The sequence below is a fragment of the Pantoea sp. Z09 genome (assembly GCF_022394795.1).
Classification (GTDB): Bacteria; Pseudomonadota; Gammaproteobacteria; order Enterobacterales; family Enterobacteriaceae; genus Pantoea; species Pantoea latae.
In genome coordinates this window covers 2,772,968-2,798,163 of sequence record NZ_CP092373.1, presented here as the reverse complement: position 1 = coordinate 2,798,163, position 25,196 = coordinate 2,772,968, and the positions used below count along the sequence as shown (strand labels likewise).

The 25,196-nt window shown below is 58.9% G+C and carries 25 protein-coding genes; 15 read left to right on the top strand and 10 right to left on the bottom strand.

The annotated features are described in order from the left end of the window. Positions 1-66: 66 nt before the first annotated feature. Positions 67-1,191 carry an AI-2E family transporter gene (locus MC269_RS13410; RefSeq protein ID WP_239952704.1) on the bottom strand — a complete coding sequence of 375 codons (1,125 nt, stop codon included), beginning with the start codon at positions 1,189-1,191 and terminating at the stop codon, positions 67-69. A gap of 358 nt (positions 1,192-1,549) precedes the next feature. Here MC269_RS13410 and MC269_RS13405 point away from each other — a divergent pair, with 358 nt between their 5' ends. From MC269_RS13405 to MC269_RS13385, 5 genes are all read left to right on the top strand, one after another. Beyond that, the gene (locus MC269_RS13405; protein ID WP_081139377.1) at positions 1,550-2,845 is read left to right on the top strand and encodes an HAAAP family serine/threonine permease; all 1,296 of its coding nucleotides are present in this window, start codon (positions 1,550-1,552) and stop codon (positions 2,843-2,845) included. Positions 2,846-2,952: 107 nt separating this feature from the next. After that, positions 2,953-4,047 carry an ABC transporter substrate-binding protein gene (locus tag MC269_RS13400; protein WP_239952703.1) on the top strand — a complete coding sequence of 365 codons (1,095 nt, stop codon included), beginning with the start codon at positions 2,953-2,955 and terminating at the stop codon, positions 4,045-4,047. 316 nt (positions 4,048-4,363) lie between these two features. Further along, on the top strand, positions 4,364-5,083 hold the full coding sequence (locus MC269_RS13395; RefSeq protein ID WP_239952702.1) for an EAL domain-containing protein: 720 nt from the start codon (positions 4,364-4,366) through the stop codon (positions 5,081-5,083). Positions 5,084-5,917: 834 nt separating this feature from the next. Next, on the top strand, positions 5,918-6,370 hold the full coding sequence (locus MC269_RS13390) for an RcnB family protein (protein WP_081139380.1): 453 nt from the start codon (positions 5,918-5,920) through the stop codon (positions 6,368-6,370). 144 nt (positions 6,371-6,514) lie between these two features. Further along, positions 6,515-7,342, top strand: a complete 828-nt coding sequence (locus MC269_RS13385) for a Cof-type HAD-IIB family hydrolase (RefSeq protein ID WP_239952701.1) — start codon at positions 6,515-6,517, stop codon at positions 7,340-7,342. Positions 7,343-7,358: 16 nt separating this feature from the next. Here MC269_RS13385 and MC269_RS13380 read toward each other — a convergent pair whose 3' ends face one another. Then, positions 7,359-8,507 carry an iron-containing alcohol dehydrogenase gene (locus MC269_RS13380; protein ID WP_239952700.1) on the bottom strand — a complete coding sequence of 383 codons (1,149 nt, stop codon included), beginning with the start codon at positions 8,505-8,507 and terminating at the stop codon, positions 7,359-7,361. Positions 8,508-8,798: 291 nt separating this feature from the next. On the opposite strand from MC269_RS13380, the gene gntT reads away from it, so the two are divergent. Continuing rightward, complete coding sequence (gntT, locus tag MC269_RS13375) at positions 8,799-10,115, top strand: gluconate transporter (protein WP_081139383.1); 1,317 nt, start codon at positions 8,799-8,801, stop codon at positions 10,113-10,115. A 35-nt stretch (positions 10,116-10,150) separates the two neighbouring features. Here the strand turns inward: gntT and MC269_RS13370 are convergent, their stop codons facing one another. Continuing rightward, positions 10,151-11,233 (bottom strand): malate/lactate/ureidoglycolate dehydrogenase, encoded by a 1,083-nt coding sequence (locus MC269_RS13370; RefSeq protein WP_239952699.1) that lies wholly within the window; start codon positions 11,231-11,233, stop codon positions 10,151-10,153. A gap of 112 nt (positions 11,234-11,345) precedes the next feature. Continuing rightward, complete coding sequence (locus tag MC269_RS13365) at positions 11,346-11,591, bottom strand: hypothetical protein (RefSeq protein WP_081139385.1); 246 nt, start codon at positions 11,589-11,591, stop codon at positions 11,346-11,348. A 954-nt stretch (positions 11,592-12,545) separates the two neighbouring features. Between MC269_RS13365 and pagP the strand changes: the two genes are divergently transcribed. From pagP to MC269_RS13350, 3 genes are all read left to right on the top strand, one after another. After that, positions 12,546-13,118 (top strand): lipid IV(A) palmitoyltransferase PagP, encoded by a 573-nt coding sequence (pagP, locus tag MC269_RS13360; RefSeq protein ID WP_239952698.1) that lies wholly within the window; start codon positions 12,546-12,548, stop codon positions 13,116-13,118. A gap of 150 nt (positions 13,119-13,268) precedes the next feature. After that, a complete protein-coding gene (gene cspE / locus MC269_RS13355; RefSeq protein WP_033751857.1) occupies positions 13,269-13,478 on the top strand; it encodes a transcription antiterminator/RNA stability regulator CspE in 210 nt (69 codons plus the stop codon). Between the two features lie 355 nt (positions 13,479-13,833). Then, positions 13,834-14,259 (top strand): GNAT family N-acetyltransferase, encoded by a 426-nt coding sequence (locus MC269_RS13350; protein ID WP_081139388.1) that lies wholly within the window; start codon positions 13,834-13,836, stop codon positions 14,257-14,259. Here MC269_RS13350 and MC269_RS13345 read toward each other — a convergent pair. Further along, positions 14,243-15,598, bottom strand: a complete 1,356-nt coding sequence (locus MC269_RS13345) for an aminotransferase class I/II-fold pyridoxal phosphate-dependent enzyme (protein ID WP_239952697.1) — start codon at positions 15,596-15,598, stop codon at positions 14,243-14,245. The two genes, MC269_RS13350 and MC269_RS13345, sit on opposite strands and share 17 nt — an antisense overlap. Before the next feature lie 130 nt (positions 15,599-15,728). Here MC269_RS13345 and MC269_RS13340 point away from each other — a divergent pair, with 130 nt between their 5' ends. The 6 genes from MC269_RS13340 (at position 15,729) to tatE (ending at position 20,427) form a co-directional block, all read left to right on the top strand. Beyond that, a complete protein-coding gene (locus MC269_RS13340) occupies positions 15,729-16,697 on the top strand; it encodes a nitrate ABC transporter substrate-binding protein (RefSeq protein ID WP_239952696.1) in 969 nt (322 codons plus the stop codon). After that, on the top strand, positions 16,697-17,491 hold the full coding sequence (locus MC269_RS13335; RefSeq protein ID WP_239952695.1) for a deaminated glutathione amidase: 795 nt from the start codon (positions 16,697-16,699) through the stop codon (positions 17,489-17,491). Before MC269_RS13340 ends, MC269_RS13335 begins: the two co-directional genes overlap by 1 nt. Positions 17,492-17,511: 20 nt before the next feature. After that, positions 17,512-18,399 carry an ABC transporter substrate-binding protein gene (locus MC269_RS13330; RefSeq protein WP_239952694.1) on the top strand — a complete coding sequence of 296 codons (888 nt, stop codon included), beginning with the start codon at positions 17,512-17,514 and terminating at the stop codon, positions 18,397-18,399. Further along, the gene (locus MC269_RS13325; protein ID WP_239952693.1) at positions 18,396-19,352 is read left to right on the top strand and encodes an amino acid ABC transporter permease; all 957 of its coding nucleotides are present in this window, start codon (positions 18,396-18,398) and stop codon (positions 19,350-19,352) included. The genes MC269_RS13330 and MC269_RS13325 overlap by 4 nt, the downstream gene beginning before the upstream one ends. Further along, on the top strand, positions 19,349-20,119 hold the full coding sequence (locus MC269_RS13320; RefSeq protein ID WP_239952692.1) for an amino acid ABC transporter ATP-binding protein: 771 nt from the start codon (positions 19,349-19,351) through the stop codon (positions 20,117-20,119). Before MC269_RS13325 ends, MC269_RS13320 begins: the two co-directional genes overlap by 4 nt. A gap of 104 nt (positions 20,120-20,223) precedes the next feature. Then, on the top strand, positions 20,224-20,427 hold the full coding sequence (gene tatE / locus MC269_RS13315; protein ID WP_081139395.1) for a twin-arginine translocase subunit TatE: 204 nt from the start codon (positions 20,224-20,226) through the stop codon (positions 20,425-20,427). A gap of 103 nt (positions 20,428-20,530) precedes the next feature. Here tatE and lipA read toward each other — a convergent pair whose 3' ends face one another. From lipA to rlpA, 5 genes are all read right to left on the bottom strand, one after another. Beyond that, positions 20,531-21,496, bottom strand: a complete 966-nt coding sequence (gene lipA / locus MC269_RS13310) for a lipoyl synthase (RefSeq protein WP_081139396.1) — start codon at positions 21,494-21,496, stop codon at positions 20,531-20,533. A 169-nt stretch (positions 21,497-21,665) separates the two neighbouring features. Further along, positions 21,666-22,325 carry a lipoyl(octanoyl) transferase LipB gene (gene lipB / locus MC269_RS13305; RefSeq protein WP_081139397.1) on the bottom strand — a complete coding sequence of 220 codons (660 nt, stop codon included), beginning with the start codon at positions 22,323-22,325 and terminating at the stop codon, positions 21,666-21,668. 80 nt (positions 22,326-22,405) lie between these two features. After that, entirely contained in the window at positions 22,406-22,669 is a 264-nt protein-coding gene (gene ybeD, locus MC269_RS13300) for a DUF493 family protein YbeD (protein ID WP_033751835.1), read from the bottom strand. Between the two features lie 100 nt (positions 22,670-22,769). Next, positions 22,770-23,981 (bottom strand): D-alanyl-D-alanine carboxypeptidase DacA, encoded by a 1,212-nt coding sequence (gene dacA / locus MC269_RS13295; protein WP_081139398.1) that lies wholly within the window; start codon positions 23,979-23,981, stop codon positions 22,770-22,772. Between the two features lie 118 nt (positions 23,982-24,099). Beyond that, positions 24,100-25,191, bottom strand: a complete 1,092-nt coding sequence (gene rlpA, locus MC269_RS13290; RefSeq protein WP_239952691.1) for an endolytic peptidoglycan transglycosylase RlpA — start codon at positions 25,189-25,191, stop codon at positions 24,100-24,102. Positions 25,192-25,196: the final 5 nt, after the last annotated feature.

Here is a 25,196-nt window from a genome sequence, read left to right as displayed (position 1 = left end):
CTGAGTATGCCAGTGCGGGAGAGAGGGCAGGCATTAATGCCGTTTAGGAGAATTCAGCTTCCTGCGCTACTTCTCGACCGCCGCCTCGTCCGACAGCTTTTTCCCTTCTTCGATAAACTCTTCGTCAATCTCTTCAACATTATCGCGGTTATCCTTGCCCGACAGCAGGTTCCAGCAGGCGATAAACAGCGCGGCGATCAGCGGACCAATCACAAAACCGTTAATGCCGTAGATCTCCATGCCGCCTAAGGTGGCGATCAGGATCAGATAGTCAGGCATCTTGGTATCTTTGCCCACCAGCAGCGGACGCAGAATATTGTCCACCAGCCCGACGATCACCACAAAGAAGCCGACAAGGAATAGCCCTTTCCACAGCGCGCCGGTGGCGAAGAAAAATACCGCCGCTGGCACCCAGATAATCGCCGAACCCACCGCCGGGATCAGCGACAGGAAGGCCATCAGCGCGCCCCACAGCAGGCTGCCGTCGATATCCACGAACCAGAACGCCAGCCCGCCGAGAATGCCCTGCACCAGCGCCACCACCACCGTGCCTTTCACCGTGGCGCGCGAGACGGCGGCGAACTTCATAAACAGGTGATGCTTGACGTAGGTCGAGAGCGGCAGCGCCTCCAGGATGAGATGCACCAGGTAAGAGCCATCTTTCAGCAGGAAAAAGAGCAGGTAGAGCATAACGCCGAAGCCGACGGTAAAGGTAAAGGTCCCTTTGCCGATCAGGAAGACGCTGCCCGCCATGTACTGACCGCCTTTCAGCGCGAAAGAAGAGAGCTTCTGCTGGATCTGCGTCGCGTTATTCAGCTGATGCTCGGAGAGGAAGCTGCGCAGCCAGCCAGGCAGATGCTGCAGCAGATCGGCGAATACCGTCGGGAACTGCGCCGAATTAGTCTGCAGCTTGAGATAAACGGTGTTGATCTCGACCACCAGCGACGAGGCGATAATCGCCAGCGGCGTAAAGACGATCAGGCAGATAATCAGCAGCGTCACCAGCGACGCCAGGCCGTTGCGATCGCCCATCTTGTGGCGTAGCCAGGTTTTCAGTGGCGCAAAAATCACCGCCAGAATGGCAGCCCACAAAATAGGCGAGAAGTAGGGCGCCAGCACATCGAAAAACGCCACGGTGACTATCGCCAGGATCAGGATAAAGAAACCGAGTTTTAATCCTTTAACACGCATGCATAAGCCTCAGGGTTAAGTGTTGCGGATGAACTATAGAACGCCCGACGAGGTTTGTAATGCCGAACCGTGGTTTCGTTTAAAAATTTAAGCCAGCCGCGGGCGGCAAAGGCGGCGCTGCGTTGCGATAACGGATTTTGCCTGAAATATGCATGATTAACGCATGCTGGTTGAAGCCTGTCGTCAAGGTGTGTAAAAATCCTGCGCAATCGTTTACACCCGCTGCGGTTAGGCGAATTTTTGCTGCGGCCGTCACTCCGCGCTGCCGCTTCGCGGCGAAGCAGGGCGGCGCGGCAATCTGGCCGTCGACGCCACCTCACCGTCGACGGCGTTGACGTAATCAAGACAGGACGGGCAGATGAAAACCACGCAAACCGGCACGCTCACCGCGGCCGCAGAGGCGCCAGCAGAACGCGGCTGGCGCAAAACCGACACCATCTGGATGCTGGGACTCTACGGCACCGCTATCGGCGCAGGCGTGCTGTTTCTGCCGATTAATGCTGGCGTCGGCGGACTGCTGCCGCTGCTTGTTATGGCGCTGCTCGCCTTTCCGTTGACCTATTATTCCCATCGCGCGCTGACGCGCTTCGTGCTCTCCGGCAAGCAGGCAGGCGGCGATATCACCGATGTGGTCGAGGAGCACTTCGGCGCGGGCGCCGGCAAAATCATTACGCTGCTCTACTTCTTCGCCATCTTTCCTATTCTGCTGATGTACAGCGTGGCGATCACCAACACGGTAGAGAGCTTTATTACCCATCAGTTGGGGCTGGTCGCGCCGCCGCGCGTGCTGCTGTCGCTGATGCTGATTATCGGCCTGATGACGGTGGTGCGCTTCGGCGAACAGATGATCGTCAGGGCGATGAGTATCCTCGTTTTCCCGTTTGTCGCGGTGCTGATGCTGCTGGCGGTGTACCTGATCCCGCACTGGCACGGCGCGGCGTTGCATACCCTGTCTCTGCACCCCGACGGCGGCGGCAAAGGGCTGTGGATGACGCTGTGGCTGGCGATCCCGGTGATGGTGTTCTCGTTTAACCATTCGCCGATTATCTCCTCTTTCGCCGTGGCGAAGCGCGCGGAGTATGGCGACGACGCGGAGCGGAAATGCTCGCGCATTTTGGCCTGTTCCCACCTGCTGATGGTGGCGACGGTAATGTTCTTTGTCTTTAGCTGCGTGCTTAGCCTGTCGCCTGCGGACCTGGCGGCGGCGAAGGCGCAGAACATCTCGATTCTCTCTTATCTCGCCAACCACTTTCAGGTGCCGGTTATCGCCTGGCTCGGCCCGCTGATCGCCATTGTCGCCATCACCAAATCGTTCCTCGGCCACTATCTTGGCGCGCGCGAAGGCTTTAACGGGCTGGTGAATAAAATGCTGCACAGCCGCGGCAAAACCCTGGCGCCAGCCACGCTGAACCGCGCCACGGCGCTGTTTATGCTGCTCAGCACCTGGCTGGTGGCGAGCTGGAACCCCGGCATTCTCGATATGATCGAAACCCTGGGCGGGCCGGTCATCGCCATTATTCTGTTTCTGATGCCGATGTACGCCATTCATAAAGTGCCCGCGATGCGCAAATACAGCGGGCAGCTCAGTAATCTGTTTGTGGTGCTGATTGGGCTGGTGGCAATCTCCGCCATTTTCTACTCTCTGGTCAGCTAAGCCTGACGGCCCGTTAAGCGCGGGCCGTTTAGCTTTTGTTTGGTTTTCTTTGCTGGCCGCGTGCTACCGTTGTTGAGAATACGTATTAGTTACCTGAGATCCCTCGCATGAAAAAAACGCTTTTGCTGGCTGGGCTGCTGCTGTCGACGGCGTGCGGTGCCACGCAATACCCGCTGCAGGTCACCGATTTGGACGGCAACGTTATCCGACTCGACCACGAGCCGCAGCATCTGATCCTGCAGGATGGCCGCGACGTGCTGGCGCTGGCGCTGCTGGATCGCGACAATCCCTTTCAGCGCGTCGTCGCCTGGAACAATCTGCCGAAAAAGCAGGACACCCAGACCTGGGATCTGCTGAAGCAGCGCTGGCCGCAGGCGGCGAACATCGTTGATATGGGGTTCAACGATCAGGGGCAGGTCAATCTTGAGAGCGTGCTGGCGCAGAAGCCGGACCTGATGATCGCGCAGCTGCGCGCAAAGTCGGCGCTGCAGCAGTCCGGCGTGCTGGAGACGCTAAAGGGGCTGCATATTCCGGTGCTGTTTATCGATTATGAGCTGCATCCGAAAGAGAACACCGCGCGCAGCGTGGCGCTGCTGGGCAAGGTGCTGAACCGCGAGCAAGAGGCGAGTGACTACACCGCCTTCTATCAGCAGCGTTTACAGCAGCTTGATGCGGCCATCGCGCAGGTGGCGCAGAAGCCGACGGTGTTTATCGAACCGATCGCCGGCAACAGCGATAACTGCTGCTTTACCCACGGCCACAACGGCTGGGGCGGGCTGGTGGAAGCGGTGGGCGGAAAGAATATCGGATCCGCGCTGCTGCCGGGCAATGCGGGCTTCGTCTCGCTGGAGAAGATTATCGCCATGAAGCCAGACGTCTACATTATGACCGGCTCAAAGCGGCCGAATGCAGGCGTGCTGCCGTTCGGCTATAACATTCCCGCCCAGGCGCTGTCGGCCACCTTTAGCGGTCTGCTCAACCGCACCGGCCTTAGGCAGATCGCGCCGGTAGAGAAGGGCCGCGTCTATGGCGTCTACCACCATTTCTATAACCATCCCTATAACATCATCGGGATGGAGATCCTGGCGAAAGATCTCTACCCGCAAACGTTCGCCCGGCTGGATCCCACCGCTGACTTCCATACTATCGTGACGCACTTTACCCGTCTGCCGGACGCGCCCGTGACCCTGAGCTATCCCTGAACCCGCTGGCCGCGCGTTGACAAAACGCGCGGTTAATTTACCTTTTCACCGCGCCATCTTTCGCTACTCTTAAACCAGCTGCTTTTTATTTTGATTCCGATCTTTTTTCCCGCGTTCTAACGCCACTAGCGAAAAAGCTTGCCAAAACCCGAAAACGTGGTGAAATCCGCGCGTTTATTTCGCACCGGGCGTAATAAACCAGGCAACAGGGAGTGCAAATACAGACTATTAATTTGGGCAGCGCGGCGTGCCGCCAGAAAAGATGACGCTTTTCCGACGCCAGCGTGCTGCCATTTGGGCTTTGCCCGAGGTGTTTATGACTCCACATACGTTGGCCTCCACGCTGAACAAAAAATTTATCCTTGAGCCGGTGATCTCTCCAACCGGCGGCTTTGTCGGTTTTGAACTGCTGACACGCTATACGTCGGTGGCGGGTAAATCGCGCAACCCTTTTATGGTGATTGAAAATATGCCCTTCAGCGAGAAGCGCGATCTGCTGTTTGAGCAGCTGAACGCGCTGTCGCCGGCCGTCGCGCTGCTGGAGCAGCGGGGCTTATTCGTCAGTATTAATATCGATCGCGATATGGTGCGCATGGTGGAAGAGGATGCGCAGCTGAGCTGGCTGTTCAGCATCGCCAGCGTGCTGCGGCTGGAGGTGTCCGAGAATATCGATTTTTCGCACGATGTTGAGGCGCGTCAGGCGCTGCAGCAGCTCAAGGCGCGCGGCATGCACTTTTTCCTCGACGATCTCGGCACCGGCTTCGCCAATCTGGACGCGCTTTATACCGGCCTGTTCGACGCGGTGAAAATGGACAAACGCTTTTTCTGGGAACAAAAAGAGAAATCTATTTTTCCCGTGCTGATGGCGAATATTCAGCGCTACTGTCCGAAAATTATTGTTGAAGGAGTAGAAAATAAAGAAGATTTGGCGGCGCTGGAACATATTCCGCTTTACGGGCTGCAGGGCTACTATTTTCCTGCGCTGGAAATTGACGAGCTGCCTCAGCATTTAATCCAGGGCGACGCTACTATTTAAGCACCAAGCAGGGCGATTAAGGTCTTTTTTTCTTCGTGCCTTAACTATTCAGATTGTTATTATATTTTCGCGGGCGCAAGAAGTTAACGTCATAACCTGAAAAGCCCGCGAAAAAACGTAAAGAAAGCGAAAAGAGGCGGGTAAATGCGGGGTTTTTTTTCGCGGCGTAGCGCATATCAGCCCAGATGTGACGCCGTCTAGGCGCCGAATCGTTACACTCTTTTAGCGCTGAAATATTTAGCAGGCATATTAATAGCGAAAATAATTAATTCACCAGTCTGGTCAGACCCCAGACCTGTAAAATGCGCATGCGCTGCTGCGTACGTGGATATTTATCCGCTTTGTTCATTCACGCTGAAAATTAACCTCTGGTGTAAACTGACTAATAGAGAAATATCCTAATCTGCGCCATTAATTATGCCCAAACAGAATTATCAGTGTTAAGATAGCCGCTCAACACTGGTGATGTGGTGTTGTGTTCTCTAGTTTTTTTCCTTGATTTGGCAAGGATTAGCCGGTATTCGGTATTAAGGAATCCTATTCCCCCGATCGTTTACGGTCGGGTTTTTCATTTCTACGCCACTCTGTAACCGGCCCGTTTTAATAACCTCGTCTCGTCTCGCCTCCCGAACCGGCATTTTCGTTTTTTTTTGCCGCTGCCATATTCAGATCCAGCTCTCTCCACAATTTCTGCCGAGTGTTAAGGAAGCGCTAAGCAGAGTAATAGTCTGTAAGTTACCGATTTTTAAGAGTTTAGGAGATGCGGAGCGCCCCCCATATCACCGATAGTACATCTTAACGGCGCGACTCTCGCTGTTGCTACTGGAGGTTATGATGAAAAAAACAACATTACGCGTTATCGCGACTTTTATTGCATGCAGCTCACTGATTTCCACCGTCTCCTGGGCTGATGGCCCGGGCGATCATCACGGCCAGCCGTGGCAGCAGCATGGCGGCGATCGCCATGACGATCGTCACGACGACCGCGGTCGCGGTCCGCAGGGCCATGGACCGGATCGTGACCGCTTCGCCGGCGGCCCGCGCGGCGATCGCCATGACGATCGCGGCCGCGATCATTTTGCCTGGAACGGCCATGACTTCCGTCGCGGTCATCCGATGCCGCCGGAATATCGCGGCCCGCACTATCGGGTAGATGACTGGCGCGCTCGCCGCCTGCCAGAGCCGCCGCGCGGCGAATACTGGTCCTATATCGACGGTAACTACGTGCTGATTGCCGCCGCTACCGGTGTGATCACCTCGCTGATCCTCAGCAACGCCTTTAACTAAACCAGCCTCCGGGGCGGCGCAGGCCGCCCCTTTCTCTCTTCTTCCTGATAAAAACCGGCTGCGCCGATGCGCGCCTGTTCCTCTTTTTTTCACGCTCCCCAGGCTATGCTTTGCTTCTTTCCTTTCGCCTGATAAGGAGTCGCAATGACAGTGGTAAAAATGGTGGCGGTTGATATGGACGGCACCTTCCTTGATGACCAGAAGCAGTACGATCGGCCGCGCTTCATGCGTTGCTATGCAGAGATGAAGGCGCGCGGCATTAAATTCGTCGTCGCCAGCGGCAATCAGTACTACCAGCTGAAATCGTTCTTTCCGACCCTCGCCAGCGACATCGCCTTTGTGGCAGAGAATGGCGCCTGGGTGCTGGACGGCGAGCAGGAGCTGTTTTGCGGCGCCTTTTCCCGCACGGACGTCAATGCGGTGCTCGATACGCTGCAAAACGGCCACTATCCCGGGCTGCGTTATATTCTGTGCGGACGGGAAAGCGCCTACTACTTTAGTGGCGCCGTTGAGGAGCAGTGGCTGAAAAAAATGCGTCACTACTGCCATCGGTTAAAGGCGATTAACACGCTGGAAGAGACCGGCGACGACCGGCTGTTTAAATTCGCGCTTAATCTCTCCGACGACTACGTCGAGCCGCTGATGGCGGATATTCAGCGTCTGCATGCGGGCGCGGCGGCGGCCACCTCCAGCGGACACGGCTCGGTGGATCTGATTGTGCCGGGCCATCATAAAGCCAACGGGCTGAATATTCTGGCGCAGCGCTGGGGCATCGATCATCAGCAGGTGCTGGCGTTCGGCGACGGCGGCAACGACCTGGAAATGCTGAAACAGTCTGGCTTTAGCTTTGCGATGGCGAACGCGCCGCAGCGAGTCAAAGCGGCGGCGCGCTACGCTGCGCCCGCCAACAACGACGCGGGCGTGCTGCAGGTGATTGAGGCGATGCTGGCGGGCGAACCGCCGTTTGCCTGAACGCCGCGCTGGCGAGCTAGGGTGTAACCTGCCACGCCTGGGTCAGCATTGCGCGCATCGCCTGCTGGCTATAGCTCACCAGCGAATTTTTACTGTTGGCGCGCGCCAGAATCCATTCGACATCCGCCTCGCTCAGGGTTTGCGTCTCCTGCCAGAAAGGGACGATCGCCTGCTGCTGTAGCCAGCTTTTCAGGAAGCGCGCCGGCTGCGCGTCCGGCGTGGCGAACAGCTGCTGGTGCAACGCCTGCATCAGCTGCTGCTGCTGCGCATCGCGGCTCTCCGCCAGCTGCTCGAGGAACGGAAACAGCAGGCGGCCGCACACTTCGCCGTGGTGATAGGGTTTGATCGCGCCCAGCTCTCCTGCGAGGCCGTGAATGACGCCCAGCCCGGCGCTGCTCAGACAGACGCCGCCGAGCCAGGAGGCGAGCATCATCGCCTCGCGCGCCGCGTCGCCCTGCGCATCAGTGCGGTTCAGCGCAGGCCACGCCTGCACAAACTGACGCAGCCCGGTCAGCGCCAGCTCACGGCTAAACAGATTGCCTTTGCTGGAGAGATAGGCCTCAAAAAGATGGGTAAAGGCGTCGATGCCGCAGGTTGCCAGCACCTTATCAGGTGCGCCTTTCAGCAGATCCGCATCCAGAATCGCCACCTGCGGCACAAATACCGGATGGCGCAGCGACGCCTTCACTTTGATGTCGAGCTGATCGGTCACCACGGCGTTCTGCGTGGCTTCGCTGCCGGTGCCCGCCGTGGTCGGCACGGCGATCAGCGGCAGCGTCACCGCCTGCACCGGCGTATCGCCGACTTTTTCCAGATAGCGCGCCGTCGGCAGCGGATGCTGCATCATGGCGCTAAAGGCTTTGGCGCCATCCAGCACGCTGCCGCCGCCGATCGCCACCACACGATCGACATGGCCGCGCCAGCGTGTGACCCAGGCGTCAATCTCAGCCGGTGACGCTTCATGCGCGACGATTTCATAACCAATAATAAGATCGTTCAGGTCGCTTTTCAGCTGTGCATAGACAGGCCCGTTTAAAAACGAACGCCCGCAAAACAGCAGCGTGGGCTGAGGATCGGCGCGCAGCAGCGGCACCAGCTGACGGATGCTGCCGCGTCCAGAAAGGGTTCGTTGATTACTGTACAGCTCGATCAGATTCTCACTCACCGCGACATCCTTATGTAAAAAGGGAAAACAGGAGTGTAACCAAAAGCGGAAGCGCAACCGCGACAAACTTTCCTGTAACAGGGCGATGAAAAGTTGATCACCTTCGCAAAACAGAAATTCAGCGCAGGCGAGGAGGTGCTTTCCTGACGATGTTACCCTTAACATGTTACTGGTAACAGGTTGTGTCCGACTGTTAACCCGTTTTTCCGATGCTGTACCCAACGTCCGTTTCGGACCCACGATAACAACACGCTGCTGGCCGCTGGCCGGTCTGCAAGCTGGAGAACACCTATGCCATTACTTATTGTGGCGATCGGCGTGGCGTTGCTGCTGCTGCTGATGATTCGCTTCAAACTCAATGGATTCATCGCGCTGATACTGGTGGCGCTGGTGGTCGGCATGATGCAGGGCATGCCGGTCAATAAAGTTATTCTCTCGATTAAGAACGGCGTGGGCGGCACGCTCGGCAGCCTGGCGCTGATCATGGGATTCGGCGCCATGCTCGGCAAGCTGCTGGCGGACTGCGGCGGCGCGCAGCGCATCGCCACCACGCTGATTGACAAGTTCGGCAAGGAATATATCCAGTGGGCGCTGGTGCTGACCGGTTTTACCGTCGGTTTCGCGCTATTTTACGAGGTCGGTTTTGTGCTGATGCTGCCGCTGGTGTTCAGCGTCGCCGCCTCGGCGCGCGTGCCGCTGCTCTACGTCGGCGTGCCGATGGCGGCCGCGCTGTCGGTGACGCACGGCTTTCTGCCGCCGCATCCCGGCCCAACGGCGATTGCGACGCTGTTCAACGCCGATATGGGCAAAACCCTGCTGTGGGGCACGCTGCTCGGTATTCCGACGGTGATCCTCGCCGGACCGGTTTACGCCCGCTTCCTGAAAAAAATCGATAAACCGATCCCGCAGGGGCTCTATAACCCAAAAACCTTTAGCGAAGAAGAGATGCCGGGCTTCGGCGTCAGCGTCTGGACCGCGCTGGTGCCGGTGGTGCTGATGGCGCTGCGCGCGCTGGCGGAAATGGTGCTGCCGAAAGGGCACGCGCTGCTGCCTTACGCGGAGTTTTTCGGCGATCCGGTGATGGCGACGCTGATTTCGGTGCTGATCGCCATCTTTACCTTTGGCCTGAATCGCGGGCGCACCATGGATGAGGTGATGGGCACCATTACCGACTCGATAAAAATCATCGCCATGATGCTGCTGATTATCGGCGGCGGCGGGGCGTTTAAGCAGGTGCTGGTGGACAGCGGCGTCGATAAATATATCGCCGCGATGATGCAGGAGAGCAACGTCTCGCCGATCTTTATGGCCTGGTCAATCGCCGCTGTGCTGCGCATTGCGCTGGGTTCCGCCACCGTGGCGGCGATTACGGCGGGCGGCATCGTCGCGCCCCTGATTGCCAGCAGCGGCGCCAGCCCAGAATTGATGGTGATTGCAGTGGGCTCGGGCAGCGTGATCTTCTCCCACGTTAACGATCCGGGCTTCTGGCTGTTTAAAGAGTATTTTAACCTCACCATCGGCGAAACCATTCGCTCCTGGTCGGCGCTGGAGACCATTATCTCGGTGTGCGGGCTGGTGGGCTGTATGCTGCTGTCGTACGTGATTTAACCCATGCCGCCGGGCGCGCTGCCCGGCGGCGGATGTCAGCTGGCCTGCGCGCGAAACGCGGCCAGCTCCTCTTCGGGCATGCCCGCCTGCGTCGCCGCCAGGCAGATTTGCCGCCAGCTGTTGGCGTCCAGCGGGATCCCTTCGCGTTGGCGCAGCGCGCGGTTCATCTCTTCCCATTCTCCCGGCACCTGAATCGGCTCGCTGCCGCTCTGGGGCGATCGCTTTACCCAGTCCAGAAAAGCCTCTGCTTCCTCCTGCATCGCCGGCGCGTTGAACGCCTCCGGGTTGAGGATAATGGTGGTCATGCAGTTATAGATGGCGTCATGGCTGGCGAGTACCGTCTCTTCGTGGGTGGTGCGGCCGCCAGAGAGGGCGCCGCCGAGGATTTCGCACATCGTCGCCAGCGCGTAGCCTTTGTGCAGGCCAAACGGCAGCAGTGAGCCGTAGGGCGCTTCATGCATCACGCCAGGATGCTGCGTCGGCTGTCCCTGATGATCGATAAGATAACCCGGCGGCACATCGACCCCTTTGTTCCAGGCGACGCGTGTTTTGCCGAAGGCGATGCCGCTGGTGGCGAAATCAAGCAATAGCGGTTTGCCCTGGCGGCGCGGAAAGATGGCGCAGAAGGGATTAGTGCCGAAACGACGGTCGCTGCCGCCGAACGGCGCCACCATCGGATCGCCCATCACGTTAACGAAGTGAAAAGAGATAAATCCCGCCGCCGCGCACTGTTCGGCCCAGTGGCCGATACGGCCAATATGGTGCGAGTGATGCAGGCCGACCGCCGCAATACCGGTCTGCCGGGCGCGCGCGATGCCTTGCTGCATCGCCTCGAACGCGGCCACCTGACCAAATCCGCCACGGGCGTGAAAGGTCAGCACCGCGCCGGCGTCTTTTTCCAGCACCGGATGCTGATTAAGCTGCAGATGCCCCTGGCTAAACGAGGTCATGTAGCTGGGGATCATGCCGACGCCGTGGGAGTCGTGTCCGGCCAGATTGGCCGCCACCAGGTGATCTGCCACCAGGCGCGCCTCATCAGCATTGCTGCCGGCGTGCAGCCATATCGCCTGCACGAACGCATGCAGCTGCGTGGGGTGAATATGGGTGAGTTCACTCATCTTGCTCTTCTCCTTTTTGAGGGCACACGGCATCCTGCGGCTAAAAAACCGCCACGGCAAGCGCGGATGTCAAAAAGCGAGAAGGGCCACAATGCGTGGCCCAATGCAGGGGTTAATGCGGCTGTTCAAAGCCGGCTTTGACCATTTGCTCGCGCAGCGCGCGGGTAATTTCGCGATTACCGCCGGTGACGGGGTAGATCACATTGTTGACGACATCATCAAGGTAGTGCTCGTCGAACTCTTGCATGGTGAGCTGTGAACCGCCTTCATCGTTGATAGCGAAAGAGCCTTTGATGTGATCGCCAGCATTTTTCGCCTTAAGGCTGTAGCGTCCCATACTGGTATTTATTGTGCTCATAATCTCTCCTTATTACTCGTCTTACGTTGGTACGCGCAGAGGCCTACCTTTGCCGCTAAAAGTTTAGCGAGCAACAAGGGGAGAAACGAAGCGCAAGGCGGTTAAAAAAACAACAGCTGCGACCGGCGTCGCAGAAATTGCATCGGCCTCAGAGCGCAGCCGCGGATCACAGCGGAGAGGAACGGGCACCGGCAAAAACGCAGCGATAAGCTATACTCTTATCCTGAAACGTTTTTTTACTGGCAGAGGAACAAGGATATGAAAATAATTTTGTGGATTATCGCCATCATTTTCATCGTAGGGTTACTGACGCTGACTGGGGTATTTAAGCTCATCTTCTGAATTAACAGGGGCACCGCTCAGGTGCCCTTATTCGTCTCCTTCTTCACACGCGAAACCAGACAGCGGGTTATGGGATCAAGCGGCGTATTCGGCAACAGATCCCGCGCTGTGAGCTTTTTATGACAGCTGGCGCAGCGCGCGCCGTGAAAGTCTGCGTCTGATGAAGGTTCATGGGTAAACGTAAACTTTGCGCTGCCGCAGGCGGTACAGCGAATTTTCATCACCATGTGTATGCTCTCCTTGCCCGAAACGAACAGCAGGCATTCTAACAAATCCCTCCATAAAATTTATCAAAAATCCTAAACAATTAATGCGCGTTACCGTTTGGCTTTACTCATCTATTTCTTGTTAATTGCGCAGGGTGATGGTTTGCGGCTGGAAGCAGACTTGCATCTGGGCCAGCGACAGCATCGACCAGGCTGAATCCTTTACAGCTGGAGGTTATGACTGCCTGCCTAAGAAAATCCAGCATTTTACCCGCTCGTTTTAGCACCGTTTTAGTTGGGGTGGGCATAATAACGCTCAATATATAGGATTTTTCTTAACCCGACAGGCGCGACCTTTAAGGAGCGAGCCGGTCTGACCGCCGTCGATCAGTACAGGAAAACTGTTGTGAACCGGAAAACTCTGAGCGCCCTTGCCGGAGCGTGCTCCGCGCTTGTTCTCACCTGCTCCGCGCAGGCTGCGACGCTAAGCGACCATCTGCAAAACGGCTGGCAGACCTTCAGCGATAACGTGCAGCAAACCTGGCAGCAGCCGCAGCATAAAGATTTTTATCTGCCCGCTATCACCTGGCATAACCGCTGGACCTACGACGACGAGCATATCAATCGCTACAACGAGCGTCCCTGGGGCGCCGGCGGCGGTATCTCGCGCTATGACGACAAGGGCAACTGGCACGGCCTCTACCTGATGGCGTTTAAAGATTCGTTTAATAAGTGGGAGCCCTTTGGCGGTTACGGCTGGGAGGCAACCTGGCGTCCGCTGAGCGACCAGCGTTTTCACCTTGGTGCCGGCTACACCGCTGGGGTCACGGCGCGCCATAACTGGAGTTACGTTCCCGTGCCCGCGCTACTGCCGCTGGCGTCGGTGGGATACGGGCCAGTAAACTTCCAGATGACCTATATTCCCGGCACGCATAACAACGGCAACGTCTACTTCGCCTGGATGCGCTTTCAGTTTTAGCCCGGTGCCGTGAAGGTCAGGGGTAAGGAAGCGTAAAAAAGGGGAGATTTATCACTTTTTATTCAATTGGCGCTGGACAAATGTCACCGCAATTGCTGTACTAGACGCCGACACAGTTTAGTGTCCATTTTTCATGTAAAGGTAATATAGATGTCCAAGATCAAAGGTAACGTTAAGTGGTTTAATGAATCTAAAGGATTCGGTTTCATTACTCCAGAAGATGGCAGCAAAGACGTGTTCGTACACTTCTCTGCTATCCAGAGCAACGGTTTCAAAACCCTGGCTGAAGGCCAGCGCGTTGAGTTTGAAATCACCGAAGGCGCTAAAGGCCCATCTGCTGCTAACGTTATCAGCCTGTAAGTTAACAGTCAGAATTTCAAAAACCCGCCGCATGGCGGGTTTTTTTATGGCTGGAAAAAGGTGTAACACCCGCCGACCACGCTGCCTAACGCCAGCATCAGCGCCACGGCTTCCTCTATGCTGCGTGGGATCACAACGTTCATTTCACTCTCCTCGACCTGATGCGGTCATCCCAGCTTTACAGACGAAGATTAACGCCGCCTTAGTTTCCGATGACGAATTGATGACCTGCTTCAATCTGCGGCGTCAGTCACATAAAAGCCTCGTAACATTATTATAACAACCCTTACTTGCAGCTTTTTTCCCGGCGACGCTATATAACAGAGCGGCAGCATAATCTTCTTCAGGAGGCGGGATGAACATAAGGCAGGCACAGGCGAAAGACAGCTTTGCGCTCAGCGCGTTGCTGGCGGAATTAGGCTACGGCGGCACCGAAAGCTTTATTGGCAAACGTCTGGCGCAGCTCAGCAGCGATCCCGATGAGATGCTGCTGGTGGCGGAGCACGGCACCCAGGTGCTGGGATTTCTGTCGATGCATTTTATCCCGCAGCTGGCGCTGGCGGGTGACTTTGCCCGCATCAGCTATTTTTGCATCGCTGAAGGAGAACGCAGCAAAGGGGTCGGCCAGCAGCTGTTGCAACATGCCGAAGCGATGGCGGCGCAGCGCGGATGCGACCGGATGGAAGTGCACTGCCACGCCTCGCGGCTAAAGGCGAACCAGTTCTACCAGCGCGAAGGCTACGTCGAGTCGCCGCGCTATCACATCAAAGATCTGAGCTGAGCCTGGCCTCGCGCCCGGAGGCGATAGCCAGCGCGCTGGCCAGCATCTCCAGCTGCGTCTCCTGTAGGCAGGCGATACTGACGCGAATAAACTGCGTTGGCCCCAGCCGACAGCGCTCGCCCGGCAGGACAGCGATGCCGCGCGCCGCCAGGGTGATCATGGCGTACTGCTCCGACGCAACCGGAATGCAGATGCTCAGCCCGTCGCGCAGCGGCAGGGTCAGGCCGTGCGCCGCCAGCGCCGTCAGCATCTTTTCGCGCCGCTGTCGATAGATAGCGCGCGCGGCCACCACCTTCTCCTGCGTGGCGACATCCTGCAATAGCCAGGCGACGCTATCCTGCAAAATCCGACTGGTCCAGCTGACGCCAAAATTGCGCCACGCCTGAATGCGCCTCACCATCTCGGCGGTGGCAGAAAGCACCGCCAGACGCAGATCGGGGCCATAGGCTTTGGAAAACGAGCGGACGTGGAGCGTGCGCTCGGGAAAAAGCCTGCCGAGACTCCAGGCGGGCGCCGCAGAGAGATCGCCGATGCCGTCATCCTCGACAATCAGCGTGGTGCTCTGTGCCAGCGTCTCCGCCAGCGCGGCCTGACGCGCCGCGCTAATGCTGTTGCCGGTCGCGGAGTGGGTGCGCGGCTGGTAGATCACCATCACCGGCGACTTTTGCAGCAGCGCGGCGAGCATCTCTGGCAGCGGTCCCTCCTCGTCACACGCCAGCGGCAGGATCTCCGCGCCCACGTTATCCAGCATATCCAGCAGCCGCGTCGCGGTGGGATCTTCAATTACTACCCGATCGCCGGGGGAAACCAGCGTCTGCACCACCAGATTCATGGCGTCAAAGCCGCCGTCCGTCGCCAGAAAGGCTTCGGCGGCATAGGGCCAGCGCGGCTGAATCGCCGCCAGCAGCAGCGGCGAAATCGCCTCGCGCAGATAGCTATTGAGGTGAGGAGAGCGCAGCGCGGCCTGCAGGGCGGGCTGCAGATCGGGCAGCAGCGTGGGATCGGGCGCGGCCATTGCCAGGTCGGCGCGAATGTTATCGCCGTAGTTGCCGATTTTCTCAAAGCGGATAGGGCGCGGCATGACCGTATTGCCGGACACCCAGACGCCGCCGCGCCCTTTGCCCGCCAGCACCTTCTGCTTTTTTAGCTGCGCCCAGGCGGCCGAGACGGTTGCCGGACTGACGCCCAGCTGTTCCGCCAGATCGCGCACCGCCGGCATCTGCATGCCCACCGCAATTTTTCCCTCGCGGATCAGCGTAGAGGCGGCCAGTGCTATCCCCTTTACTGAACGCTCGGCGATGTGCTCGCTTAACCAGATTAGATCGACCGTTTGCGTCATAAGAAAATACTTTGTTCAGTAACAAATTAATGATTGTTCAGATAAGTATTCCCGAATTAGTATCAAATTCAAGCACTATTTGCTGAATAAATCATCGGCGCAGCAGGCGCCTCCTGAATATGGGGCAATCATGAGCAAACTACTCGTCAGACTGGCGGTGCGTGACTGGGACTACTTTACGCCGCTGGCGCTGGGCGACCTGAAACCAGACGGCTTTGAACTGGCTATCGACCGTGTCGGTACGCTGGTAGATAACCTGGCGACCAGCCCCGATTATGACGGCGGCGAAGTCTCCTTTAGCCGCTATGCGCAGGGCCGCGCCCGAGGCGACAGCAGCCTGCTGGGGCTGCCGCACTTTCTGATGCGCGGCTTTCGCCAGCGCTGCATTATCACCACCGCCGACAGTCCGCTGACCACCCCTGCGCAGCTCAAGGGCAAACGCATCGGCGTCACCGGCTGGCAGGACTCCGGCAACACCTGGACGCGCACCGTGCTGCGCGAGGCGGGGGTGGAGATAGACGATGCGTACTGGTTCGCCGGCCGCCTGACGGAGGCGCATCCCGTCGTCGATCGCCTGGCGGGCTTTGGCCGACCGGGGCATATTGAGGCCGCACCGGGCGAGCGCCCGCTGCTGGAGCTGCTGAAAGCAGGGGAGCTGGATGCGGTTTTCACCCCCTTTATGCCGGAGGGTTTCTTCCTGCCGGGCTCAGGGCTGCGCCAGCTTCAGGCCGATTTCTGGCAGGCGGAGCGCGACTACTTCAACCGCGTCGGCTATGTGCCGGGCATCCATATTCTGGCGCTGAAACCAGCGCTGGCCGAGGCGCATCCCTGGCTGCCGCAGGCGCTCAGTGCGCTTATCGACCGCTCCTGGCAGCTCTGGATGCAGAAGCGGGAGAAGTACGCCGACACCACGCCCTGGCTGCTGGACGATTTGCGACGCACCGCGCAGGAATTGCCCGCCAGCTGGAATCAAAACGGCTTTGAGGTTAACAAGAAGATGATTGCCGATTTTGCCGGTGAGCTTTACCAGCAGGGTCTGACAAAAACGCACCTGACGCCGGAAGCGATCTTCCCGGCGGCGAGCAAAGGGGAACTGTAATGAAAGTAGCGATGGGACAATTCGCGGTCAGCCGCGAATGGCAGGAAAACGCGGCTATCTGCCTCGACCTGATGGCGCGCGCCGAGGCGGGCGGCGCCGATCTGCTGGTGCTGCCGGAAGGCGTACTGGCGCGCGATATCGCCGATCCGGATCTGGTGCTGAAGGCGGCCCAGCCGCTGGACGGCCCCTTTCTGACGCAGCTGCTGGCGCAGAGCCAGGGCAGTGCGCTCACCACCATGATGAGCGTGCATGTGCCAGCCGACGGCGACAAGGCGCTGAACGTGCTGGTGGCGCTGCGCAACGGCGAGATTATCGCCGCCTATGAGAAGCTGCACCTCTACGATGCCTTCGCGATGCAGGAGTCGCAGCGCGTCAATCCTGGCAATGCGATCCCGCCGCTGGTGGAGGTCGCCGGAATGCAGGTCGGCCTGATGACCTGCTATGACGTGCGCTTCCCGGAGCTGGCGCGGCGTCTGGTGCTGGACGGCGCCGAGGTACTGGTGCTGCCCGCCGCCTGGGTAAAAGGACCGCTGAAAGAGATGCACTGGGAGCTGCTGACCACGGCGCGCGCGCTGGAGAACACCTGCTATATGGTGGCGGTAGGGGAGTGCGGTCCGCGCAATATCGGCAATAGCCTGGTGATCGATCCGCTCGGCGTCGCCATCGCCAAAGCGCCGGAATCGGCCGCGCTGGTCTTTGCCGACCTTGACCCGCAGCGCATCGCGTACGCGCGCAGCGTGCTGCCGGTGCTGGAAAATCGCCGCTTCGCCCGTCCGGAACTAAAAACAGAATAGGCACGCCTGGGAGACAAACCGTGAAAAAGAGTGCAACCGCCATCCTGCTGGCGCTTGGCCTGAGCGCCTCGCTGGCCCATGCCGCCGACGCGATTCCGACGCAAAAAGTCGATCAGGCGCTCCACGATCGCCTGCCCGACGCCATCAAAAAGTCGGGCAAGATGATCTCCGTGAACAACGGATCCTTTCCGCCCTATGAGATTGTCAACGGCCCGCACGCGATGGATGGCGCCTCTGCCGATCTCACCACGGCGCTGGGCCAGCTGCTGGGCGTCAGCATCGAGCATGCCACGGTCAGCGGCCTGTCGGGCGTGCTCTCCGGCATTAACTCCGACCGCTACCAGCTGGCTATCGGCCCGATAGGCGACTACCCGGACCGCCAGCAGAAGGTGGATTTCGTCGACTTTGTGCAGGAGTTTGTGGTGTTTGGCGTGCAGAAAGGCAACCCGCAAAAAATCAACGGGCTGGAGGATACCTGCGGCAAACGTATCGCGGTGATGGCGGCGGGCTCGGCGGAGCAGGTGATCCGCAAGCAGTCGGACGCCTGCGTGGCGGCGGGCAAGCCTGCGGTGGTGGTGCAATCCTTTACCGATCAGCCCTCCTCGATTCTGGCGGTGCGCTCAAAGCGCTCGGACGCCTTCTTCTCCTCGCAGGCGCCGCTGACATACTTTATCGAGCAGGCGAGTGGCCAGCTTGAGCTGGCGGGCAAGGGGCAGAAAAACGGCTTCGGCGATATTTTCCAGGGCACGGTGGTGCCGAAAGGATCGCCGCTGGGCCAGGTGGTGCTGGATGGCTATAAGGCGCTTTACCAAAACGGTACCTACGCCGCCATCATGAAAAAGTGGAAGCTGGACGGCAATATGATCGACGCGCCGGGTTTGAATCTGGCGAAGGGGGCAGCTAAATGAGTTCAGCTAACCACGATACACGAGCCACGGACAGGGCCGACGTGCAGCAGCGCGACGTGGCCTACGCCCGCAGTGCGCCCGCCTGGGGACGCTGGGTCTCCTGGGTTGTGGTGCTGATCGTCGCCTCGAATTTTCTCTGGCTGGTCGCCACCAATCCCAACTTCGAATGGAAGGTGGTGCTGCAGTGGTTTACCGAGGCCTCAGTGCTGAAGGGGCTAGAGATCACGCTCGGCCTAACCCTGGTGTCGATGATCCTTGGCACCCTGCTGGGACTGCTGATGGCGGTGTGGCGCCTGTCGGAAAATCGACTGCTGAGCGGCATCGCCAGCCTCTATATCTGGTTTTTCCGCGGCACGCCGCTGCTGGTGCAGCTTATCTTTTGGTACAACCTGTCGACGCTGTTTCCCACGCTGTCGCTGACGCTGCCCTGGACCTCGCTCACCTGGGCCAGCTGGAACACCAACGATCTGATCACGCCGCTGACGGCGGCGATCGCCGGGCTGGCGCTGAACGAAGCGGCCTATATGGCGGAGATTATTCGCGCCGGCCTGCTCTCAGTGGATAACGGCCAGGTCGAAACTACACAGGCGTTCGGCATGAGCCGCAGCCGCGCGCTGCGACGCATCATCATTCCTCAGGCGATGCGCGCCATTATTCCGCCCAGCGGCAACCAGCTGATCAGCATGATCAAGGCGACCTCGCTGGTCAGCGTCATTGCGATGGGCGATCTGCTCTATTCGGTGCAGGCGGTCTATAACCGCACGTTCGAAATCATTCCGATGCTGATGGTGGCGGTGATCTGGTATCTGTTGATCACCTCGATCCTCAACGTCGGCCAGTCGGCGATTGAACGCTACTATGCGCGCGGCACGCGCCGCACGGTCGACGTGGCGAAATCCCGGCCTGCCGCGCCGCTCTCTGGCGCACGCCTGATGCAGAAGGAGGATCTATGAGTGCTGTCGCACCGCTGGTGAGCGCGCGTAACGTGCATAAAAGTTACGGCCACAATGAAGTGTTGAAAGGGATCGATCTCGACGTTTTTCCCGGCGAAGTAGTGGTGATCCTCGGCCCGTCCGGCTCGGGTAAATCGACCTTTCTGCGCTGCATCAACCATCTCGAGGATATGAACGGCGGCTCGATAATGGTGGGCGATCAGCAGATTGGCTATGAGCTGAAAAAGGGCATCCTGCATCGGCTCTCGCCGCGCAAAATCGCGCATCAGCGACAGAAGATCGGCATGGTGTTCCAGCAGTTCAATCTCTACCCCCATATGACGGTGCTGCAGAACATTGTCGAGGCGCCGATTGGCGTGCATAAATTCCCGCGTCACGAAGCGATCGCCTATGCGCGCGCGCTGCTGGCGACGGTGGGCTTAAGCGACAAAGCGGACGCCTGGCCGCGTCATCTCTCCGGCGGCCAGCAGCAGCGCGTGGCCATCGCTCGCGCGCTGGCGATTAAGCCGACGCTGATGCTGTTCGACGAGCCGACCTCGGCGCTTGACCCTGAACTGGTAGGCGAAGTGCTGGCCACCATGCGCACGCTGGCGGATCAGGGGCTGACCATGATTGTGGTGACCCATGAGATCGGCTTCGCCAGAGAGGCGGCTGACCGGGTGGTGTTTATGGACGGCGGTGTGGTGGTAGAGCAGGGGCCGCCCGAGCAGGTGATTGCGGATCCGCAACATCCGCGCACCCAGGCCTTTCTTAGCCGTTTTATTTAACGAGGCGTAAACGATCTTACTCTGTTACAGAATCAAGTTGAGGTTGGCGCCGATCTGCGCGTAAATAGCGCTGTTCATTTTTCGCTTAGGTTGAAAGGTAAAGTATGGAAGGTATCAGTATTGCCAAACTGCTGATCATCGGTGCGCTTATCGTACTGCTTTTTGGCACCAACAAGTTACGTTCACTGGGTGGCGATCTGGGCTCCGCAATCAAAGGCTTCAAAAAAGCCATGAAAGATGAAGAACCCACCGCAGCCAAAACAACAGCTGAAGATGTTCCGGCAGAGCGCGTGACTCATAAAGAATAATGCGCGTGCGCGCGAGAGTAAATGTAACGATTTATTTCTCACGGACATAAAAAAACCAGACCTTTGCGTCTGGTTTTTTATTGCCTGAATGATGCGCAGCGGCTTACTTCACTTCCAGCCCTTTCGCCTGCATATCGGCGTGGTAGGAGGAGCGAACAAAGGGACCGCAGGCGGCATGGGTAAAGCCCATCGCCATTGCTTCTTCTTTCATCTCATCAAACTCGGCCGGGCTGACATAGCGCTGAACCGGCAGGTGGTGACGGCTCGGCTGCAGATACTGGCCCAGCGTCAGCATGGTGACGCCGTGACGGCGCAGATCGCGCATCACCTCGACAATTTCCGCGTTGGTTTCGCCGAGGCCGACCATCAGACCCGATTTGGTCGGGATATCGGGATGCGCCTCTTTAAAGCGCTCCAGCAGCTTCAGCGACCAGTCGTAGTTGGCGCCCGGGCGCACCTGACGATAAACGCGCGGCACGTTCTCAAGGTTGTGGTTGAAGACGTCCGGCGGCGTGGCGGTGAGGATCTCCAGCGCGCGATCCATACGGCCGCGGAAGTCGGGCACCAGGGTTTCGATTTTAATCGACGGGCTCTTTTCGCGGATAGCCGTGATGCAGTCGGCGAAGTGCTGCGCGCCGCCGTCTCGCAGGTCGTCGCGGTCCACCGAGGTGATCACCACATAGCGCAGCGCCATATCGGCGATGGTTTGCGCCAGCTTCAGCGGCTCGCCGGCGTCCGGCGCGTTAGGACGGCCGTGCGCCACGTCGCAGAACGGACAGCGGCGGGTGCAGATGGCGCCGAGGATCATAAAGGTCGCGGTGCCGTGGTTAAAGCATTCCGCCAGGTTAGGGCAGGAGGCCTCTTCGCACACCGAGTGCAGGCCGTTTTTACGCATCGCCGCCTTGATGCCCTGGATTCGGCTGGAATCCGCAGGCAGCTTGATTTTCATCCATTCGGGCTTGCGTAACAGTTCCTGGCGTTCGGTCACCACGGTTTTCACCGGGATCAGCGCCATTTTATCTGCGTCACGATATTTGACGCCGCGTTCCATCTGAATTGGTTTACTCATAAGTCTGCAGGTTCCGGTCGGATTGCGTGATGAGAGCTTTCGCCTTCAGGCCAGCGGTAAAGCTTTCAACTTTTTTTGATAAAATTTCAAAAATTATATCAGTTCCGCCAGGCAGAAGCAGCCATCCGGCGGCGGGGAAAGTTACAATTTTGTAAATTCGCATGCGCGGTTAAGGCAGCGGCGCGTTTTCTGCCGCCAGCCACTCTACTTCGGCGAAGCCCAGCAGGCGCGCAAAGGCGGCGACCAGCAGCGGCTGCACGTCGGCCAGGCTGACGCCGGGCTGAAACGCGCTCAGCTGCGTCATGCGCATGCCGGCGTAGCCGCAGGGATTGATGCGCAAAAAGGGGGTTAAATCCATCGCGACGTTGAGCGCCAGGCCGTGGAATGAGCAGCCTTTGCGGATGCGCAGGCCGAGCGAGCAGATCTTCTCCTCGCCGACATAGACGCCAGGCGCGTCGGGTCGCGCGCGCGCCTCGACGCCAAAGTGCGCCAGCGTAGCGATCACCGTCTCTTCCAGCGCCGTCACCAGCTGGCGCACGCCGATCTTGCGGCGCTTAACGTCAATCAGCACGTACATCACCTGCTGACCCGGCCCGTGATAGGTGACCTGGCCGCCGCGATCGCTCTGCACCACCGGAATATCGCCCGGCATCAGCAGATGCTCGGCCTTGCCGGCCTGACCCTGGGTAAAAACGGCGTGATGCTCCACCAGCCAGACTTCGTCGCGGCTGTCGCTGTGACGGCGATCGGTGAACTGATGCATGGCATCGGAGACGGGTTGCCAGTCGCGCTGGCCAAGCTGACGGATTAGAAGCGTATCTGCTGACAAAACGGCGGTCCGGTTAAGGGGAAAGGCTGAGTATAACGTCGGCAAAGGGCAAGACCAAGACCCTTTGCCGACGCCGGCACTTACAGCACCATGCGCACGATATCGATATTGCCCAGCTCTTCGTACAGGGTTTCCACCTGCTCAATGTGCGTGGCGTTAATGGTGATCGACACCGAGTGGTAGTTGCCTTTGCTGCTTGGCTTCACGTCGGGCGAATAGTCGCCTGGCGCATGGCGTTGCACCACTTCAACCACTTGATCAACCAGCTCCGGCTGCGCCAGACCCATCACTTTATAGGTAAAAGGGGTAGGGAATTCGAGCAGTTCATTCAGTTTGGTTTTCATATTGACTCCGGTGCATAAAAAACAGGCTCCCGCCGAAGCGGGAGCATTATCATAGCGTAGTTATGGTGACGGCGTGGCGATTTTTCAACCGCCAGGTCGGTTAGCCGAACCAGTGATGGAACATCAGTTTGATGTAATCGATGATACGGCTGAAGAATCCGCCTTCCTGTACTTCATTCAGCACCACCAGCGGGCGCTGCTCCACGGTTTTACCGTCGAGCTGGAAGTTGATGCTGCCCACCACCTGATTTTTCTGCAGCGGGGCGTGCAGTTCGCTGTTGTTCAGTACGTAGCTCGCTTTCAGATCTTTCATGCGGCCGCGCGGAATGGTGAGATAGGCGTCTTTCTCTACGCCGAGCTGCACGCGATCGCTGTTGCCGAACCAGACCGGCTCAGAGGCGAACTCTTTGCCCGCCTTCAGCGGCGCCACGGTTTCAAAGAAGCGGAAGCCCCAGGTGAGCAGCTTTTTGCTCTCGACTTCGCGGCCTTTGAAGGTGCGGCCGCCCAGCACCGCCGAGATCAGACGCATCTGGCCTTCGGTGGCGGAGGAGACGATGTTATAGCCCGCCGCTTCGGTATGGCCGGTTTTAATGCCGTCGACGTTAAGGCTGGTATCCCACAGCAGACCGTTACGGTTGGTCTGGCGGATGTTGTTAAAGGTAAACTCTTTCTCTTTATAGACCGAATATTCGTCCGGCACGTCGCGGATCAGCGCCTGACCGATCAGCGCCATGTCGCGCGCCGAGCTGTACTGGCCGTCCGCATCCAGGCCGTGCACCGTCTGGAAGTGGGTGTTCTGCAGGCCCAGCGCCTTGACGTAGTTGTTCATCAGGCCGACAAAGGCGTCCTGGCTGCCGGCGACGTAGTCCGCCATCGCCACGCAGGCGTCGTTGCCCGACTGCAGCACGATGCCGCGCGTCAGCTGCGACACCGGCACGCGGTCGCCAGGCTTCAGGAACATCAGCGAAGAGCCTTTGAACACCGGGTTGCCGGTCGCCCAGGCGTCTTTACCGACGGTGACAACGTCTTCCTGATGGATCTTGCCCGCTTTGACCGCCTGGCCAATCACGTAGCTGGTCATCATTTTGGTCAGGCTGGCGGGATCGCGGCGCGCATCCGCGTTCTTTTCGGCCAGCACTTTGCCTGAGTTGTAATCGATCAGAACATAGGCTTCCGCATCGATATCCGGCACGCCCGGGATCATGGTTTTGAGGTTGACGTCATCAGCAAGCGCTACATGGCTGAGCGAGAAAGCGATCAGTGATCCCACTGTCAGGCGTTTCAGGAAACGAGAAGATTTCAGCTGGTTCATGTTATGGACTACAACATCCGTGAAGTTAGGGTTAAAAAAAGTGACTCATCATAGCAAATGCCCTTTTTACAGGCATCTTGCTTCTGCCTTCGCTTGTTAACAGAGAGGTCCCGTCGCGTTACCGGCGCGCGCTGGTGATAAACGCCGCCTGGCCGTTTGCACTCAGGCGCTGCTGCAGCGCAGCGGCGTCGGCGCGGCTGCTAAAGCCGCCGAGCTGAATGCGATAGACGTTGTTGCCAGCGTTCTCGACCGAGCCAGGCACGCCATATTTCTGCCCGAGGCTTTTCGCCAGCTGCTGCGCACGCGCCGCGTCGTTGATGGCGCCAACCTGTACTACCCAGGCGCCGGCAGAGGCGGCAACCGGGCGGCTGGCGGCAGGCGCGGCCGCCGCAGGGGCGGCAATCACGGGCGCGGCAGCCGTCTGCGGCTCAGGCTCGCTGCCCTCCAGCACGCCGTTCGCCAGCGGCTGCGGCGCGCCAAGGAAGCCACTGCTGCTGACCGGCGCGCCCAGATTGCCGTTGCTCTGCAGCGTGCTGTTGTCCACGGCGCGGATATCCTGCGCCGGCACCGGCGCGGCAGCCGGTTCGCTGGCGCCGTTCATCACGCCGTTGCCGCCGAGATCGGGCCGTGCGGGCAGGGCGTAGCTCTGCTTCGCCACCGTGGTGCCGATGGTGCCGGGACCCGAGAGCGAGCCGTCCGGCGCCACCTGAATGTAATCGACGCGCACGCGGGTGTTGTTAGAGATGTTGAGGCGATCGCCCGCCGCACGCGACAGGTCGATAATGCGTCCCGGCATATAGGGGCCGCGATCGTTGACGCGCACCACAATCTGACGACCGTTCGCCAGGTTGGTGACGCGCACGTAGCTCGGCAGCGGCAGCGTCGGATGCGCCGCGCTCAGCGCGTCGGGATCGTAGCTCTCGCCCGTGGCGGTGCGCTTGCCCTGCGCTTCGTCGCCATACCAGGTGGCTAATCCCACTTCGCTGAAGTTCGAGGGATCTTTAACGATGCGATAAGATTTGCCGTTGGCGCTGTAATCCTGGCTGGTGGCGGGATTAATCGGCTCATATTTCGGCTCGACGCCCGGAATTTCCACCACCGGGCCGTTATAGGCCGGCTGCGGTGGCGCGCTGTTTTGCGTTTCCGGTGTGGTGGTACAGGCGGTCAAAACCAGTAGTGCCAGAGCAACGGCAGGCCATTCCTTACGCATGTGCA